Source organism: Streptomyces sp. NPDC052773 (assembly GCF_044547145.1).
Lineage (GTDB): Bacteria > Actinomycetota > Actinomycetes > Streptomycetales > Streptomycetaceae > Streptomyces.
This window is the reverse complement of record NZ_JBITZX010000022.1, coordinates 93,132-109,371: the sequence shown is the minus strand read 5'-3', so window position 1 is coordinate 109,371 and position 16,240 is coordinate 93,132. Positions and strand designations below refer to the sequence as shown.

9 protein-coding genes are annotated in these 16,240 nt (G+C 73.5%); 8 read left to right on the top strand and 1 reads right to left on the bottom strand.

The window, feature by feature from the left end; genetic code table 11:
• Positions 1-314 precede the first annotated feature (314 nt).
• The 8 genes from ACIG0D_RS33435 to ACIG0D_RS33400 all read left to right on the top strand — a co-directional run bounded on the left by ACIG0D_RS33435 (position 315) and on the right by ACIG0D_RS33400 (position 11,516).
• The gene (locus ACIG0D_RS33435; protein WP_399808662.1) at positions 315-1,400 is read left to right on the top strand and encodes an S-(hydroxymethyl)mycothiol dehydrogenase; all 1,086 of its coding nucleotides are present in this window, start codon (positions 315-317) and stop codon (positions 1,398-1,400) included.
• Positions 1,397-2,041, top strand: a complete 645-nt coding sequence (locus ACIG0D_RS33430; protein ID WP_399808660.1) for an MBL fold metallo-hydrolase — start codon at positions 1,397-1,399, stop codon at positions 2,039-2,041. Before ACIG0D_RS33435 ends, ACIG0D_RS33430 begins: the two co-directional genes overlap by 4 nt.
• A gap of 116 nt (positions 2,042-2,157) precedes the next feature.
• On the top strand, positions 2,158-4,605 hold the full coding sequence (locus tag ACIG0D_RS33425) for an FAD-dependent oxidoreductase (RefSeq protein WP_399808657.1): 2,448 nt from the start codon (positions 2,158-2,160) through the stop codon (positions 4,603-4,605).
• A 9-nt stretch (positions 4,606-4,614) separates the two neighbouring features.
• On the top strand, positions 4,615-5,769 hold the full coding sequence (gene solA, locus ACIG0D_RS33420; protein ID WP_399808655.1) for an N-methyl-L-tryptophan oxidase: 1,155 nt from the start codon (positions 4,615-4,617) through the stop codon (positions 5,767-5,769).
• Positions 5,770-5,783: 14 nt separating this feature from the next.
• Complete coding sequence (locus ACIG0D_RS33415) at positions 5,784-6,926, top strand: aromatic ring-hydroxylating dioxygenase subunit alpha (RefSeq protein ID WP_399808652.1); 1,143 nt, start codon at positions 5,784-5,786, stop codon at positions 6,924-6,926.
• The gene (locus ACIG0D_RS33410) at positions 6,919-8,388 is read left to right on the top strand and encodes an aldehyde dehydrogenase family protein (protein WP_399808649.1); all 1,470 of its coding nucleotides are present in this window, start codon (positions 6,919-6,921) and stop codon (positions 8,386-8,388) included. Before ACIG0D_RS33415 ends, ACIG0D_RS33410 begins: the two co-directional genes overlap by 8 nt.
• Before the next feature lie 16 nt (positions 8,389-8,404).
• On the top strand, positions 8,405-9,949 hold the full coding sequence (locus ACIG0D_RS33405; RefSeq protein ID WP_399808646.1) for an APC family permease: 1,545 nt from the start codon (positions 8,405-8,407) through the stop codon (positions 9,947-9,949).
• 16 nt (positions 9,950-9,965) lie between these two features.
• Positions 9,966-11,516 (top strand): GMC family oxidoreductase, encoded by a 1,551-nt coding sequence (locus ACIG0D_RS33400; protein WP_399808643.1) that lies wholly within the window; start codon positions 9,966-9,968, stop codon positions 11,514-11,516.
• A gap of 66 nt (positions 11,517-11,582) precedes the next feature.
• On the opposite strand, the gene ACIG0D_RS33395 is transcribed toward ACIG0D_RS33400, so the two are convergent.
• The gene (locus ACIG0D_RS33395; protein WP_399808640.1) at positions 11,583-16,229 is read right to left on the bottom strand and encodes a hypothetical protein; all 4,647 of its coding nucleotides are present in this window, start codon (positions 16,227-16,229) and stop codon (positions 11,583-11,585) included.
• Positions 16,230-16,240 lie beyond the last annotated feature (11 nt).

Below are 16,240 nucleotides of genomic sequence, written 5' to 3'. Positions count from 1 at the left end.
CCGCCCAGTACGGGGTAGCGCCCGCGGCCGAGACGCTTCCCGGCCCCCGTGGCATCAAGCCGTCCGACCACGAGACGGCAGGCTGACCCACCGCGGGGGCGGCGCCCCCCCCCCCCCCCCCCCCCCCCCCCCCCGCGGGCGGCCGCCCCCCCCCCCCCCCCCCCCCCCGCCGCTGTGTGTCGGCAAGGTTTCCGTGCCCCCGCTCCTTTTGCGAAGGGTTAACCCGCACCTCTTGACGGCCACTCGATGGCGTTCTCAGTATGTTCCCCATCGCGCAACCCATCGTGCAATGCGCAACAGCAGAGGAGCGTGTCGTGCCACACGAGGTCCGTGCCGTAGTCGCTGCGAAGAAGGGCGCACCCGTCGAGGTGCAGACGATCGTCGTCCCCGACCCGGGTCCCGGGGAGGTTCTGGTGACCGTGCAGGCCTGCGGGGTCTGCCACACGGATCTGCACTACCGGGAGGGCGCCGTCACGGACGGCTTCCCCTTCCTGCTGGGCCATGAGGCGGCCGGCACGATCGAGGCGGTCGGCGAGGGCGTCACCGACCTCGCTCCCGGCGACTACGTGGTGCTCGCCTGGCGGGCGCCCTGCGGCAGCTGCCGTTCCTGTCGCCGCGGTCGCCCCTGGTACTGCTTCGACTCCCGCAACGCCACGCAGCCGATGACCCTCACGGACGGCACCCCGCTCAGCAACGCCCTGGGCATCGGCGCCTTCGCCGAGAAGACGCTGGTCGCGGCCGGTCAGGCGGTGAAGATCGACCCGGCGGCCCGCCCCGAGGCCGCGGGCCTCATCGGCTGCGGCGTGATGGCCGGGTACGGCGCCGCGGTGAACACCGGCGGCGTCGGCCGCGGCGACTCGGTCGCCGTCATCGGCTGCGGCGGGGTCGGCAACGCGGCCATCGCCGGTGCCTGCCTCAACGGCGCCATGAAGGTGATCGCGGTCGACATCGACGACCGCAAGCTCGACCAGGCGGAGAAATTCGGCGCCACCCACACCGTCAACTCCCGGGGCACGGACCCGATCGAGGCGGTCCGCGCCCTCACCGACGGCCATGGCGTGGACATCGCGATCGACGCCGTCGGCCGCCCGGAGACGTTCCGCCAGGCGTTCTACATGCGCGACCACGCGGGCCTGCTCGTCCAGGTCGGCGTGCCCTCCCCCGAGATGAAGATCGAGCTGCCGTTGATCGACGTGTTCTCGCGGGGCGGCGCGATCAAGTCGTCCTGGTACGGCGACTGTCTGCCGAGCCGGGACTTCCCGTTCCTGATCGACCAGTATCTGTACGGGCTGCTGGATCTGAACGCCTTCGTCACGGAGACGATCGCTCTCGACCAGGTCGAGGAGGCGTTCGCCAAGATGCACCGCGGCGAGGTGCTGCGCTCGGTGGTGGTCATGTGAGCCAAGCACGTATCGAGAGGGTCGTCACGCGGGGCACCTTCACCCTCGACGGCGAGACCTTCGACGTCGACAACAACGTCTGGCTCGTCGGCGACGACGAAGAGGTGCTGGTCGTCGACGCCGCGCACGACGCCCGTACGATCCACGCGGCGGTGGCGGGACGCCGGGTCACCGCGATCGTGTGCACCCACGCGCACGACGACCACATCGACGCGGCCCCCGCGCTCTCCGCCCTGACCGGCGCCCCGGTCCTGCTGCACCCCGACGACCACGAGCTGTGGTCCCTCACCCACCCCGCCCGCAAGCCGGACGGCGAGCTGACCGACGGCCGCGTCCTCAGGGTCGCCGGCATCGCGCTCCACGTGCTGCACACCCCGGGCCACACCTGGGGCAGCTGCTGCCTGCACGCGCCCTCGCTCACCGCCGTCCTCACCGGCGACACCCTCTTCCACGGCGGCCCCGGCGCCACCGGCCGCTCCTACTCGGACCGCCCGGCCATCGAGGCGTCCATCCGTGCCCGGCTGCTCACCCTGCCCGGCGACACCGTCGTCCACACCGGGCACGGCCAGGACACGACGATCGCCGCCGAGCGGTCCACCGTGCCCGCGTCCCCGGCGCCCCTGAGCGACCCCGCCCCCTGAGCGACCCCGCCCCCTGAGCGCCCTCACCTCCCGAACCAGCCCACCTCCCGAACCCCCTGCCTCCCGAACGACCCCACCCCCTCAGCGCGTTCACCCCCGTCCCCGCAAGGAGGGGCATGTCCAGCACCCCCGAAAACCCCCGTGTGGTCATCATCGGTGCCGGTATCGTCGGCTGCTCCCTCGCCGACGAACTCACCGCCCGCGGCTGGACGGACGTCACCGTCCTCGAACAGGGCCCCCTGCCCGCCCCCGGCGGCTCCACCTCGCACGCGCCGGGTCTCGTCTTCCAGACCAGCCCGTCCAGGACGCTCACGCTCTTCGCGCGGTACACCGTCGAGAAGTTCCGCTCCCTCGAGGCCGACGGCGTCCCCTGCTTCGACCCGGTCGGCGGCCTGGAGCTGGCCACCACCCCCGAACGCCTCGCCGAACTGCACCGGCGCGCCGGTTACGCCGCCTCCTGGGGCATCCGTGGCGAAGTCGTGAGCGCCGCCCGCTGCAAGGAACTCTGGCCGCTCATCGACGAGTCGATCGTCCTCGGGGGCTTCCACACCCCGGACGACGGCCTGGCCCGCGCCCTGCTCGCGTCCCGCGCCCAGATGGACCGGGCGGTCGCCCGCGGCGCCCGCTTCCTCGACCGGCACACGGTGACCGGCATCGAGAAGGAGAACGGCCGCGTCACCGCCGTCGTCACCGACCGCGGCACGTTCCCCGCCGACCACGTCGTCTCCGCGGCCGGCTTCTGGGGCCCGGTCATCGGCCGGATGGCCGGAGTCGACGTACCCCTGCAACCGCTCGCGCACCAGTACGCGAAGACGCGGCCGCTGGCGGAGCTGGGCGGCCACCGGCGGGAGGCCACCCGGCCCATCCTCCGCTTCCAGGACCGCGATCTGTACTTCCGCGAGCACACCGACCGCATCGGCATCGGCTCCTACGCGCACCGGCCGCTCGCGGTCGACCCCTTCGCGGTTCCGGCGTACGACGAGGCGCGCGCCCAGGACCTCGACATGCCGTCCTCCTACCCCTTCACCCCGGAGGACTGGGCCCCCAGCTGGGAGGACTGCCGGCGGCTGATCCCCGCCCTGTGCGCCACGGAGATCGACACCGGCTTCAACGGGGTCTTCTCCTTCACCCCCGACGGCATGCCGGTCCTCGGCGAATCGCGCGACCTGCGCGGCTTCTGGCTGGCCGAGGCCGTCTGGGTCACCCACTCCGCCGGGGTCGCCAAGGCGGTCGCCGAGTGGCTGGTGGACGGGCGGCCGTCGCTCGACCTGCACGAGTGCGACCTCACGCGGTTCGAGGAGGCGCAGCGCTCACCGGCGTACGTCCGGGACCGCGGCGCGCAGCAGTTCGTCGAGGTGTACGACGTCATCCACCCGCTCCAGCCCCTCGAACACCCCCGCCCCCTGCGCGTCAGCCCCTTCCACGCCCGCCAGGAACGGCTCGGCGCGTACTTGCTGGAGGGCGGCGGCTGGGAGCGCCCGCACTGGTACGAGGCGAACGCCGCCCTCGCCGAAGGGCTCGACCTGCCGGAACGCGACGCCTGGTCGGCCCGCCACTGGTCCCCCATCGCCGCCGCCGAGGCAAAGGCCACCCGCGAGCGGGTCGCCCTCTACGACATGACGCCGCTGCGCCGCCTGGAGGTCACCGGCCCGGGAGCCCTCGGCTTCCTGGACCGCATGACCACCAACAACCTCCGCAAGAAGCCCGGCGCGGTCACCTACACCCTGCTCCTCGACCATTCCGGCGGCATCCGCTCCGACCTCACCGTCGCCCGCCTGGGCCCCGACCGCTTCCAGGTCGGCGCCAACTCCCCCGCCGACTTGGACTGGTTGCTGCGGCACGCGCCGGACGACGTGCACATCACGGACGTCACCTCCGGCACCTGCTGCATCGGGGTCTGGGGTCCCCTCGCCCGCGATCTCGTCCAGCCGCTCACCCGCGACGACTTCTCGCACGAGGCGTTCGGTTACTTCCGCGTCAGGCGGACGTACATCGGGCACGTCCCGGTCACGGCGATGCGCCTCAGCTATGTCGGCGAGCTGGGCTGGGAGCTGTACACCACCGCGGACCTGGGCCTGCGGCTGTGGGACACGCTGTGGGAGGCGGGCCGGCACCTCGGCGTGATCGCCGCCGGCCGCTCGGCGTTCAACTCCCTGCGGCTGGAGAAGGGGTACCGCGCGTGGGGCGTCGACATGACCGACGAGCACACCCCCTACGAGGCGGGCCTCGGCTTCGCGGTCCGCCCGGACAAGGAGTTCGTGGGCCGCGACGCCCTGCGCGCACGCGACGCCGGGAACGTCACCCGCCGTCTGACCCCGCTCCTCCTCGACGACCCGGCCGCCGTCGTCCTCGGCAAGGAGCCCGTGTTCGTCGACGGCGCCCCCGCCGGTTACGTGACCAGCGCGTCGTACGGCTACACGATCGGCCGCTGCGTCGCGTACGCCTGGCTGCCGCCGCTCCCCACCGGCACGGCCGTGCACATCGAGTACTTCGGCGAGAAGGTCCCGGCGACCGTCGCCGAAGAACCCCTCTTCGACCCGAAGATGACCCGCATCCGCCGCTAGGAGGCGCCCGTGTCCCCCACCTACGACGTGATCGTCATCGGCCTCGGCGGCATGGGCAGCGCCGCCGCCCACCATCTGTCCGCACGCGGCGCCCGCGTCCTCGGCCTGGAGAAGTTCGGCCCGGTGCACAACCGGGGCTCCAGCCACGGCGGCTCGCGGATCACCCGGCAGTCGTACTTCGAGGACCCGGCGTACGTCCCGCTGCTGCTGCGCGCCTACGAGCTGTACGAGGAGCTGGAGCGCGCCACCGGCCGGGAGATCGCCCTCCTGGGCGGCGGGGTGATGATCGGCCCGCCCGATTCCCGCACCGTCTCCGGCTCCCTGCGCTCCGCCCGGCAGTGGGACCTCCCGCACGAGCTGCTGGACGCCAAGGAGATCCGCCGCCGCTTCCCGACGCTGAACCCGCGCGACGACGAGGTGGCGGTCCACGAGGCGAAGGCCGGGCTGCTGCGGCCCGAGAACACCGTCGCCGCGCACCTCCAGCTCGCCACCCGGCAGGGCGCCGACCTGCACTTCGACGAGCCGATGACGCGCTGGGAGCCGTACCGGGACGGCGTCCGGGTGCACACGGCCGAGAACACGTACACGGCGGGCCGGCTGGTGATCTGCCCGGGCGCGTGGGCGCCGCGGCTGCTGGCCGACCTGGGCGTGCCGTTCACCATCGAGCGGCAGGTCATGTACTGGTTCCAGCCCCGCCACGGCGTCGAACCGTTTCTCCCCGAGCGCCACCCGATCTACATCTGGGAGGACGCGGCCGGCGTCCAGGTCTACGGCTTCCCCGCCATCGACGGCCCCGACCTCGGCGCCAAGGTCGCCTTCTTCCGCAAGGGGCGGGAAACCACCCCCGAGACCATCGACCGGACCGTCCACGAGCACGAGATCCGGGCGATGGCGGACCACATGGCGGGCTGTATCCCGGACCTGCCCGGCACCTTCCTCAAGGCCGCCACCTGCATGTACTCGAATACCCCGGACGAGCACTTCGTCATCGCGCAGCACCCCGCCCACCCCGAGTCCGTGACCGTGGCGTGCGGCTTCTCCGGGCACGGCTTCAAGTTCGTGCCCGTGGTCGGGGAGATCCTCGCCGACCTGACCCTGACCGGCTCCACCGCGCACCCCATCGGCCTGTTCGACCCCGCCCGTCTCGCCGCCGCGCCCGCCTGACGAGGAGTACGCCCGTGACGACGACCCCGCTCCCACCGAGCCTGATCGCCACCCTCCCCGGCCACTACTACACCGACCCGGAGATCTTCCGGCAGGAACAGGAACGCGTCTTCGAGTCGATGTGGTTCTGCGCCGTCCGCTCCGCCGACCTCCCGCGGCCCGGCGCCTTCCGCACCGTCCAGGTCGGCCGCGAGAGCGTCCTGATCACCCGCACCCGCGCCGGCGCGCTGCGCGCCTACCTCAACATCTGCCGCCACCGCGGGGCCCGGCTCTGCCTGGAGGAGTCCGGCGAGGTGCGCCGCAGCATCCAGTGCCCGTACCACGCGTGGACGTACGACCTCGACGGCAGGCTGATCGCCGCGCCGAACCTGGTGAAGATGCCGGACGTCGACCGCGCCGCGTACGGCCTGGTCGACGTGGCCCTGCGCGAATGGCTCGGCTACGCCTGGGTGTGCCTGGCCGACGAACCGCCGTCGTTCGAGGACACGGTGATGTACGCCGCCGTGGAACGCCTCGGCGACGCGGCGGCCATCGAGCACTACGGCACCGGGAACCTGGCGCTCGGCAAGCGGATCACGTACGACGTGAAGGCGAACTGGAAGCTGATCGTCGAGAACTTCATGGAGTGCTACCACTGCGCGACGATCCACCCCGAACTCACCGAGGTGCTCCCGGAGTTCGCCGACGGCTACGCCGCGCAGTACTACGTGGGCCACGGCGCCGCGTTCGGCGAGGACGTCAAGGGGTTCACGGTCGACGGCAGCGAGGGCTTCGGCAGGCTGCCGGACGTCTCCGCCGACCAGGACCGCCGCTACTACGCGATCACCGTGAAGCCCACGGTGTTCGTCAACCTCGTCCCGGACCACGTCATCCTGCACCGCATGTTCCCGCTCGCCGAGGACCGCACGGTCGTCGAGTGCGACTGGCTGTACGCGCCGGAGGTGGTGGAGTCGGGCGCGGACGTGTCGAAGTCGGTGGAGCTGTTCCACCGGGTGAACGTGCAGGACTTCGAGGCGTGCGAGCGCACCCAGCCGGCCATGGCGTCGCGTGCGTACCGCCGGGGCGGGGTGCTGGTGCCCAACGAGCACCACATCGGGATCTTCCACGCGTGGCTGACCGAGCGGCTGACCGGGCTGCGGGGAGGTGACCATGCCTGATCTGTTCGTCGACGGTCAGTGGCGTGCCGCGCTGGACGGCGGGTCCCGGGAGATCCGCTGTCCGGCCGACGGTTCGCTCGTCGGGGTGGTGGACGAGGCGGGCGGCAAGGACACCGTGGAGGCGATCGGTGCCGCCCGCCGCGCCTTCGACAGCGGGCCGTGGCCGCGGGCGTCCGCGCGGGAGCGGTCCGGGCTGCTGCTGCGGGTCGCGGAGCTGCTGCTGCGGGACAAGGCCGCGCTGGCCCGCGCCGAGTCGCTGGACACCGGCAAGCGGCTGGTCGAGAGCGAGTTCGACATCGAGGACGTGGCGGCCTGCTTCCGCTATTTCGGGCACCTGGTCGCGGCGGAGCCGGCCGGCCGGGTCGTCGACACGGGCCGGGACGACGTGGACAGCCGGGTGGTGTACGAGCCGGTCGGCGTCTGCGCGCTGATCACGCCGTGGAACTATCCGCTGCTCCAGACGGCCTGGAAGGTCGCCCCGGCGCTCGCGGCGGGAAACACCTTCGTCCTCAAGCCCAGCGAGCTGACCCCGCACACGGCGATCCACCTGATGCGCCTGCTGGCGGAGGCCGGGCTTCCGCCGGGCGCCGGGAACCTGGTGCTGGGCGCCGGTCCGGAGGCGGGCGCCCCGCTCGCCGACCACCCGGACGTGGACCTGCTGTCCTTCACCGGCGGGGTGCACACCGGCCGTCGGCTGATGGCCGCCGCGGCGGCGACGGTGAAGAAGGTCGCCCTGGAACTCGGCGGCAAGAACCCGAACATCGTCTTCGCGGACGCCGACTTCGACACGGCCGTCGACATGGCGCTGACCGCGGTGTTCCTGCACTCCGGGCAGGTGTGCTCGGCGGGCGCCCGGCTGCTGGTCGAGGACCGGCTGCACGAGAGGTTCGTCGACGAGATCGTCCGCCGGGCCGAACGCATCCCGCTGGGCGGCCCGTTCGACGAGCACGCCCGGACCGGGCCGCTGATCTCGGCCGCGCACCGGGCGAAGGTGGAGGCGTACGTCGCGCGGGGCCTGGCCGAGGGCGCGGTGCTGCGCTGCGGCGGGGCGCGCCCCTCCGGACCGGGCCTCGACCAGGGCTTCTACTACCTGCCGACCGTGCTGGACGAGTGCGCGTCCGGGATGTCGGTGGTGCGCGAGGAGTCGTTCGGGCCGGTGCTCACCGTCGAACGGTTCTCCGGCGAGGACGAGGCGGTGCGGCTCGCCAACGACACGGTCTACGGCCTCGCGGGCGCCGTCTGGACGGGCGACGAGGCCCGGGCGGCCCGGGTCGCGGCCCGGCTGCGGCTGGGCACGGTGTGGATCAACGACTACCACCCGTACGTCCCGCAGGCCGAGTGGGGCGGCTTCAAGCAGTCCGGCTTCGGCCGCGAGCTGGGCCCCGCCGGGCTCGCCGAGTACCGCGAGCCCAAGCACGTCTGGCGCAACACCGCACCCGCGCCCCAGGGCTGGTTCGCCTAGCACGAGGAGTCCGCTCATGCCCACATCGCACCAGGACGACGCCGAACTCGCCGAGTTCGGCTACCGCCCCGAACTCAAACGCACCCTCGGCACCTTCCACACCTTCGCCGCCGGCATCAGCTACATCTCCATCCTCACCGGCACCTTCCAGCTGTTCTACTTCGGCTACGGCAGCGGCGGCCCCGCCTACTGGTGGTCGTGGCCGCTGGTCTTCGCCGGCCAGTTCGCGGTCGCCCTGTGCTTCGCGGAGCTGGCCGCCCGCTACCCGGTGGCGGGTTCGGTCTACAACTGGGCGAAGAAGCTCGGCAATCCGCATCTCGGCTGGCTGGCCGGCTGGATGATGCTGATCGCGTCGATCGTGTCCATCGCGGCGGTGGCACTGGCGTACCAGCTGACGCTGCCGCAGATCTCCGGCGTCTTCCAGTTCGTCGGGGACGGCACCGGCACCTACGACGTGGCGACCAACGCGGTCGTCCTCGCGGCGGTGCTGATCCTGTTCACCACCCTGGTCAACGCCTTCGGCGTCAAGCTGATGGCGCGGATCAACACCGCGGGCGTGTTCATCGAGCTGATCGCCACCGTGGTCCTGATCGTGCTGCTCGCCGCCCACATCACGCGCGGCCCGCAGGTGGTGCTGGAGACGCACGGCACCGGGGCCGGCCACGGCGCGGGCTATCTCGGCGCCTTCCTCGTCGCCTCGCTGGCGTCGGCGTACGTCATGTACGGCTTCGACACGGCCGCCTCGCTCGGCGAGGAGTCCCTCGACCCGTCCCGCAACGCGCCGCGCGCGATCATCCGGGCCATCGTCGCGTCCTTCCTGCTGGGCGGACTGGTGCTGCTGCTGGCGCTGATGAGCGTGTCCAGCCTGCGCGGCGACAAGCTGTCCACGGACGGCCTGCAGTACGTCGTGCTGGACGTGCTCGGCCCGACGGCCGGCAAGGCGATGCTGTGGTGCGTGCTGATCGCGGTGACGGTGTGCGCGCTGGCCGTGCACACGGCGGCGATCCGGCTGGCGTTCGCGATGGCCCGCGACAACAACCTGCCCGCGTCCGGCCTGCTGGCCCGCGTCAGCCCGCGCTTCCGTACGCCGGTGCTGCCGGCCGTGCTCATCGGAGTGCTCGCGCTGGCCATCCTGGTGGTCAACATCCGCCAGCCGCAGATCTTCACCGTCGTCACCAGCATCGGCATCATCATGATCTACCTGGCCTACCTCGGGGTGACCGCCCCGATGCTGGTCGCCCGGCTGCGCGGGACGTGGCGGCCCGCCGAGGGGAAGTTCTCGCTGGGCCGCTGGGGTCTGCCCGTCAACCTGCTGGCCGTGGTGTGGGGCGCCGCCATGACGGTCAACCTGATCTGGCCGCGCGCCTCCGTCTACAACGCGACCGCCCCGTACCACTGGTACCTGCGCTGGGGTGCCGTGCTGTTCGTCGTGGTCATCGCGGGCGGCGGCTTCGCCTACTACTGGTTCGTCCAGCGGCACCGCACCGGCGTCCTCGCCGAGCACCGCCTGGAGACCGTTCCCGTGTCCCCCGCTCCCCTCGCCGCCCCCGCGGCCGACTGAAGGAGGTCAACGACTCATGGGCATGGACGAGTTCGACTACGTCGTGGTCGGCGGCGGCACCGCGGGCAACGTGGTCGCGGCACGGCTGTCGGAGGATCCGACGGTCACGGTGTGCGTGCTGGAGGCGGGGCCGAGCGACGTCGGCGACGACGACGTGCTGCGGCTGGAGCGCTGGATGGGCCTGCTGGAGTCCGGCTACGACTGGGACTACCCGGTCGAACCGCAGACCACCGGCAACAGCTTCCTGCGGCACGCCCGCGCGAAGGTGCTCGGCGGCTGCTCCTCGCACAACTCGTGCATCGCCTTCTGGGCCCCGGCCGAGGACCTGGACGACTGGGCCGCCGCCGGCTGTACCGGCTGGAGCGCGGCCGACCTGTTCCCGCTGTACCGGCGGCTGGAGAACAACGACGCCCCCGGCGACCACCACGGCCGCTCCGGACCGGTGAGGCTGCGCACCCTAAAGGGCGACGACCCGTGCGGCGCCGCGCTGCTGAAGGCGTGCGCGCAGGCGGGGATACCGACGGTGCCGTTCAACACCGGCCGGACGGTGATCCGGGGCGCCAACTGGTTCCAGATCAACGCCGACGAGAACAACATCCGCCAGTCGTCGTCGGTGGCGTATCTGCACCCGGTCATGGGCAAGCGGCCCAACCTCGAGGTGCGGACCGGGGTGCGGGCCAGGAAGCTGGTGCTCGAGGGACGGCGGTGCGTCGGCGCCGAGTACCTGGACCCGGACCTCATCCACACCCGGACCGTACGGGCCCGGCGCGAGGTGATCGTCTCCTGCGGCGCGATCGACTCACCGAAGCTGCTGATGCTGTCCGGCATCGGACCGGCCGGGCATCTGCGGGACGTCGGGGTCGAGGTGGTGGTGGACTCTCCGGGCATCGGCGAGAACCTCCAGGACCACCCCGAGGGCGTGATCATGTGGGAGGCGAAGCAGCCCATGACCACCACGTCCAGCCAGTGGTGGGAGGCGGGCATCTTCTACGACACCGAGCCCGGCCTGGACCGGCCGGACCTGATGTTCCACTACGGCTCGGTGCCGTTCGACATGAACACCGCGCGGCACGGCTATCCGACCTCCGAGAACGCCTTCTGCCTCACCCCCAACGTCACCCGCGCCAAATCGCGGGGCACGGTGCGGCTGCGGACCCGGGACTACCGGGACAAGCCGAAGGTGGACCCGCGCTACTTCACGCACGAGCACGACGTGCGGGTGATGACGTACGGGCTGCGGCTCGCGCGGCGGATCGCCGGGCAGCCCGCGCTGAGCGGCTGGGCGGGCGCGGAGCTGGCGCCCGGACCGGAGGTGCGCGGCGACGACGAGCTGCTGGACTACATCCGCAAGACGCACAACACCGTCTACCACCCGGCCTGCACCGTGAAGATGGGCGCCGACGACGACCCCTCGGCCCCGCTCGACGCGCGGCTGCGGGTCAAGGGGGTCGAGGGGCTGCGGGTCGCGGACGGGTCGGTGATGCCGGATCTCGTGACCGTGAATCCGTGCATCACGACGATGATGATCGGCGAGAAGTGCGCGGACCTGTTGAAGGAGTACGCGTAGGGGTCTCACGGGCACGGGGAACTGCGCGACCGGCCGAGGACGGCCCGCAGGTCCCCACGGTCGTGCCTACGGCACACTCGGCGCCGGGCGCTTGTACATCCTGGTCGCCGTGATCTCGCTGTGAACCGTCTCCCCCGCCTGCGGCGGCTTCGGCAGGCCCGGACGCAGGTGCTCCTCGACGCTGATGTACTTCAGGCCGGCCCGCAGGTCCGCGTCGTTGCGCAGCCGGATGACCAGCGGGAACTCGGCGAGCGCCGTGGTGTCGAACAGACCCGTGGTGTACAGCAGCTGTACGCCGAGCGCGTCCGAGACCGCCCGCTGGAGTTCCAGCAGGTACGTCGCGTTGGCGCGGCCGATCGGGTTGTCGAGGAACAGGGTGCCCGCGTGGCGGTGCTTGTCGCTGCGGCCGCGGTCGTTGGAGCGCAGCGCGGCCATCGTGCAGTAGAGGGCGATGGCCGCGGTGAGCAGCTGGCCGCCGGAGAACACGTCGCCCATCTGCCCGACGGGGACCCGCTCGGCGCGCAGCACCGCGTCGGGCTTGAGGATCTCGACGGCGACGCCCTTGGGCTGGAGCGCGGCGGCGACGCCGCGCAGCAGCAGGGACATGCCGTCGCGGCGCAGGTCGGAGTTCTTCTTGACCGCCGCGCGGGTGGCCTCGTCGATGACCTCGCCGAGGCGTTCGGTGAGGGTGGCCTGGTCGGGTTCCTCGAAGCGGATCCGCAGGAACTCCTGCCCGGACCACTCGCCGAGCCCTTCCGGCAGCCGGGACAGCCGCTGCGCGGAGCGCAGGGTGGCGAGGGCGGACTCGACCAGTCCGCGCAGCCGGTCCACGATCGAGTCGCGGTTGCGTTCCAGCTGCGCCAGCTCGTCGGTGAGGACGCGCAGCCGGGGCGCGAAGGCGTCGGCCCAGCGCTGGGCGTGCTCGGGCAGGGCGGACGCGGGCAGTTCGCGGATCTGCTGCCGCGCGGGGGTGCGCACCTGCTCGTAGCGGGTGGAGTTGGCGTGCCGGACGAGGACGTCGCTCGCCTCGCGGACGGCGGACTCGGCGGCGGACAGGTCGGCGGCGCAGCCGCGCAGCGACCGGCGGGCCTCGGCGGCGGCCTGCCGGGCCTCCTCCAGGCTGCCCGGGTACGGCTCGGGCTGGTCCTGCTCCTCCTCCCCGGCGGGCTCGCGCAGCAGGTCGCGCAGGAGCGCGGCGATCTCGTCGAAGCCGCCGGCCGCGTCCTCGGCGGCGCGGTGGGCGGCCTGCAGCTCGGCGTGCGCCTCGCGGGCCTGCGCCAGCGCCTCGGTGCGGGAGGCGAGTTCGGCGGTGGCGGTGCGCAGCAGCGCCTGGGCGTGCTCGGCGTCGCGCGGGACCAGCTCCTCGGGCAGCTCGGTGTGGGCCTCGCCGTCCTCGGGGGCGTGCCGTTCGGCCTCGCCGCGCAGCCGGCCCAGCTGCTCGCTGGCGGTGGACATACGGGTCTCCAGGAGCTGCACCAGCTCCTCCGCGCGGGCGGCGGCGGCCTGCCGGGACGGTCCGTCGGAGCCGTCGGGGGACTGGAGCAGCTGCTCCGCGCGGGTGCGGACCTTGTTGCTGAGCCGGTCCAGCTCGGCGCGGGCGGCGCTCTCGTCGCTCTCCGCGCGGGCCTGCTCGGCGCGCAGGTCGGCGCCGACGCCGACCTTCTCGTACACCTGGGAGGCGGCCCGGTAGGCCTCGCGCAGGGCGGGCAGGGACGCCTTGGGCGCGTCCCCGTCGGGTTCCGGTACGTCGTCGGGGGCGCCCGCGATCTCGGAGCGCTCGGCGCGCAGGGCGCGGGCGGTGCGGCGGGCGTCGTCGGCGGCGCGCTGGGCGGCGCGGCGGTCCTCGTCGGCGGCGCGGGCGCGCTCCAGGCAGGCCTGGGCGCGGGCCTCGGACTCGGCGGCCTCGTCGGCGAGTTCGCGCAGCTTGGCCTGCCAGCCGGCCCGTTCGCGCAGCCGGAAGGCGAGGCCGGCGAGGGCGTCGGCGGCGCGCCGGGCCTTCTGCGCGGCCTCCTGCTTCTCGTCGCGGACCTGGGCGGCCTCGGCGGCGGCCTCCTCGGCCTCCGCGCGGGCGGTGCGCGCCTCGGCCAGCTCGGCCTCGGCCTCCTCGGCGAACGCGCGGGCCTCCTCGGCGGCGCGGGCGAGTTCGGCGAGGCGCCCGGCGGGGCAGCCGGTGCGCCAGGAGGCGAGCCGGGCGGCGAGTTCACGGTCCTTGCCGAGGCGGGCGGCGAGGGTGCGGATCTCCTCGTCGCGCTCGGCCGCGCGGGCGCGCAGGGCCTGCCGTTCCTCATCGGCGGCGTGTTCGTCGTGCATGGCCGGGTTCGGCGGGACGAGGAAGACGCCGCTGTCGGCGGAGTCGGCGGCCGGGGTGGGGGCGAGGAGGGCGGCGGCGGTGCCGACGGCCACGGCGGACCGGGGCAGCAGCGCGGCGTCGCTCAGTGCCTCGCGGGCGCGGGCGTGCGAGTCGGGGTCGGTGATGATCACGCCGTCGACCAGCTCGGGCCGGGCGGCCAGCACGCGCGCGTGGTCGGCGGGGTCGACGGCCTGGGCGAGATAGCGCCAGCCGGGCAGCGCGGGGATGCCGTGCTCGCCGAGGAACTCGACGGTGGCCAGGACGTCCGGGCCGGGCGGCAGCAGCCCGCCGTCGCCGAGCGCGCCGAGGATGCGGGCGTCGTCGGCGGCGGCGGTGCGCAGGTCGAAGAGCTGGCGCTCGGCGGAGGAGACGGCGTCGTCGAGAAGTTCGCGCAGCTCGTCGGCGAAGCGGTCCAGTTCCTCGGCGGTGAGGGCGGTCTCGGTGCGGGCGGTGTCGTCCTCGGGGGTGCCCTCGGCCGTGCGGGGTCCCGGCACCAGGGCGCGGGCCCCGGCGGAGGCGCCGGGCAGGCTCAGCAGTTCCGCCAGCCGTTCCTCGGCGGCCAGGGCCTCGGCGGTGCGCCGCTCGCCCTGGTACGACCGCTCCGCGGCGGTGGCGGCGTCGGCCGCGCGGGCGGCGGTCAGTTCGGCGCGGGACTCGGCGGAGGCCGCCTCGCGCGCGTGCTCGGCGGCCCGGCGGGCGGCCTCGCGGGCGGTGTCCCAGGCGGCGACGGCGGTCTTCTCGGCGTCGCTTGCGGCGAGCGCGGCGCGCGCGGGGTCGGCGTCGGGCGCGCTGTCGTCGAGCCAGCCCGCGCGGACCGCCTCGGCAGTCTCCTGTTCGACCTCGGCGAGCCGCTGGCGCAGGTGTCCGATCTCGCTGCGGGCGCGCTGGGCCTCGGTGGCGGCGGCGGTGGAGTCCCGGTAGGCCGAGTCGCTGACCTCCTGGAGCGCGGCGGAGCGCTCCTCCTCCTCGTTGGCCAGCGTCTCGGCGCCGTCGGCGGCGGCGTGCAGGGCGCGCACCAGGTCGGTGGCGGCCTTGGTGCGGGCGGCGAGCGCGGGGGCGGCGTCCCGCTCGGCCTCCTGGATGGCGGCGGCCACGCGGGCGACCCGGTCGGCGGCGGCGCGGTGGCGCAGCACGGCCTCGGCGGCCTGCCAGGCGGCGTGCAGGGTGCGCGCGTCGGCGAGTTCCCGCTTCTGCGCGGCGGCGGCCTTCTCGGCGGCGGCGAGCGCCAGCGAGGCGTGCCGGTAGGCGAGTTCGGCGGTGATCAAGGCGCTGCGTTCGCGGGCGCTCTCGGCGTGGGTGACGGCGTAGGCGGCGGCCGTGACGCGCTGGGCGAGGTCGGCGGCGCGCACTCGTTCCCGGGCTCCGCGCGCGGACAGCCGGCGGGCCAGGGTGCGGGTGCGCCGCTCGGCCCCGGCGTGGACGTCGCGGGCGCGGGCGCGGGCCTCGGCGGCCTCCACGATCTTCCCGAGCAGGTCCACGGACCCGGCGGTGAAGTCGCGTTCGGCGATCAGCTCGGCGCGCCGGCCCAGCTTGTTGCCGAAGCCGCTGACGAGGTCGGCGAGCCCGTCGGTGTCACGGGTGTCGGTGACGGCGCGCAGCAGCAGGTCGGTGAAGTCGGAGTCCTTCTTCACCGCGAACAGGCCGGCGGCCTCGCCCTCGTCGGCGTTCATCTCCCGCTGGTAGCGGAAGAGTTCGGGGTCGAGGCCGAGTTCGCCGAGGTGTTCGGTCCAGCGCTCGTGGATCTCCTCCCAGTGCACCTCGAGGTGCGGGTACGCCTTCCCGGCCTCGGTGAGGGCGTCGCGGAAGCCCTTCATGGTGCGGCGGCGGCCCTGCGCGCCGGACTGGCCCTCGACGGGCGGCCGTACGGCGGTGGACTCGGCGACGGGCAGGTTGTCGAGGGTGAGTCCGGGGCCGGGCCGGAAGGAGTACCAGGCCTCGGCGAACTTGCGCGGATCGTTGGAGACCTGGCGTCCGCGCCACTCGCTGACCTTGCCGACGACCACGCACTCGCCGGTCTGCACGTGCTGCCACTCCAGGGCGACATGGCCGCAGTCGTCGGCGAGCAGGAACTTGCGCAGCACGCCGGAGCTGGCGCCGCCGAGGGTGTTGCGGTGGCCCGGCAGCATCACCGAGAAGATCAGCTTGAGCAGGACGGACTTGCCGCCCCCGTTCTCCAGGAAGAGCACGCCGGCGGGCGCGGGGCGGCGCGGCGGTCCGACGGGCTCCTCCTCGAAGAACTCCGCCTGGGTGGGCGCGGGGTCGGGCACGGGCTCGCCCACACCGCGCAGGTCAAGCACGGTGTCGGCGTAGCGCGCACCGGCGGGCCCGATGGAGTAGAGGCGGACCCGGGACAGCTCGTACATGGCGGACTCTC

Bases quoted from the DNA above. Each gene is read 5' to 3' on its own strand.
- ACIG0D_RS33425 (WP_399808657.1), top strand. From the start codon at position 2,158: ATGTCCAGCACCCCCGAAAACCCCCGTGTGGTCATCATCGGTGCCGGT.
- ACIG0D_RS33410 (WP_399808649.1), top strand. From the start codon at position 6,919: ATGCCTGATCTGTTCGTCGACGGTCAGTGGCGTGCCGCGCTGGACGGC.
- ACIG0D_RS33405 (WP_399808646.1), top strand. From the start codon at position 8,405: ATGCCCACATCGCACCAGGACGACGCCGAACTCGCCGAGTTCGGCTAC.
- ACIG0D_RS33400 (WP_399808643.1), top strand. From the start codon at position 9,966: ATGGGCATGGACGAGTTCGACTACGTCGTGGTCGGCGGCGGCACCGCG.
- ACIG0D_RS33395 (WP_399808640.1), bottom strand. From the start codon at position 16,229: ATGTACGAGCTGTCCCGGGTCCGCCTCTACTCCATCGGGCCCGCCGGT.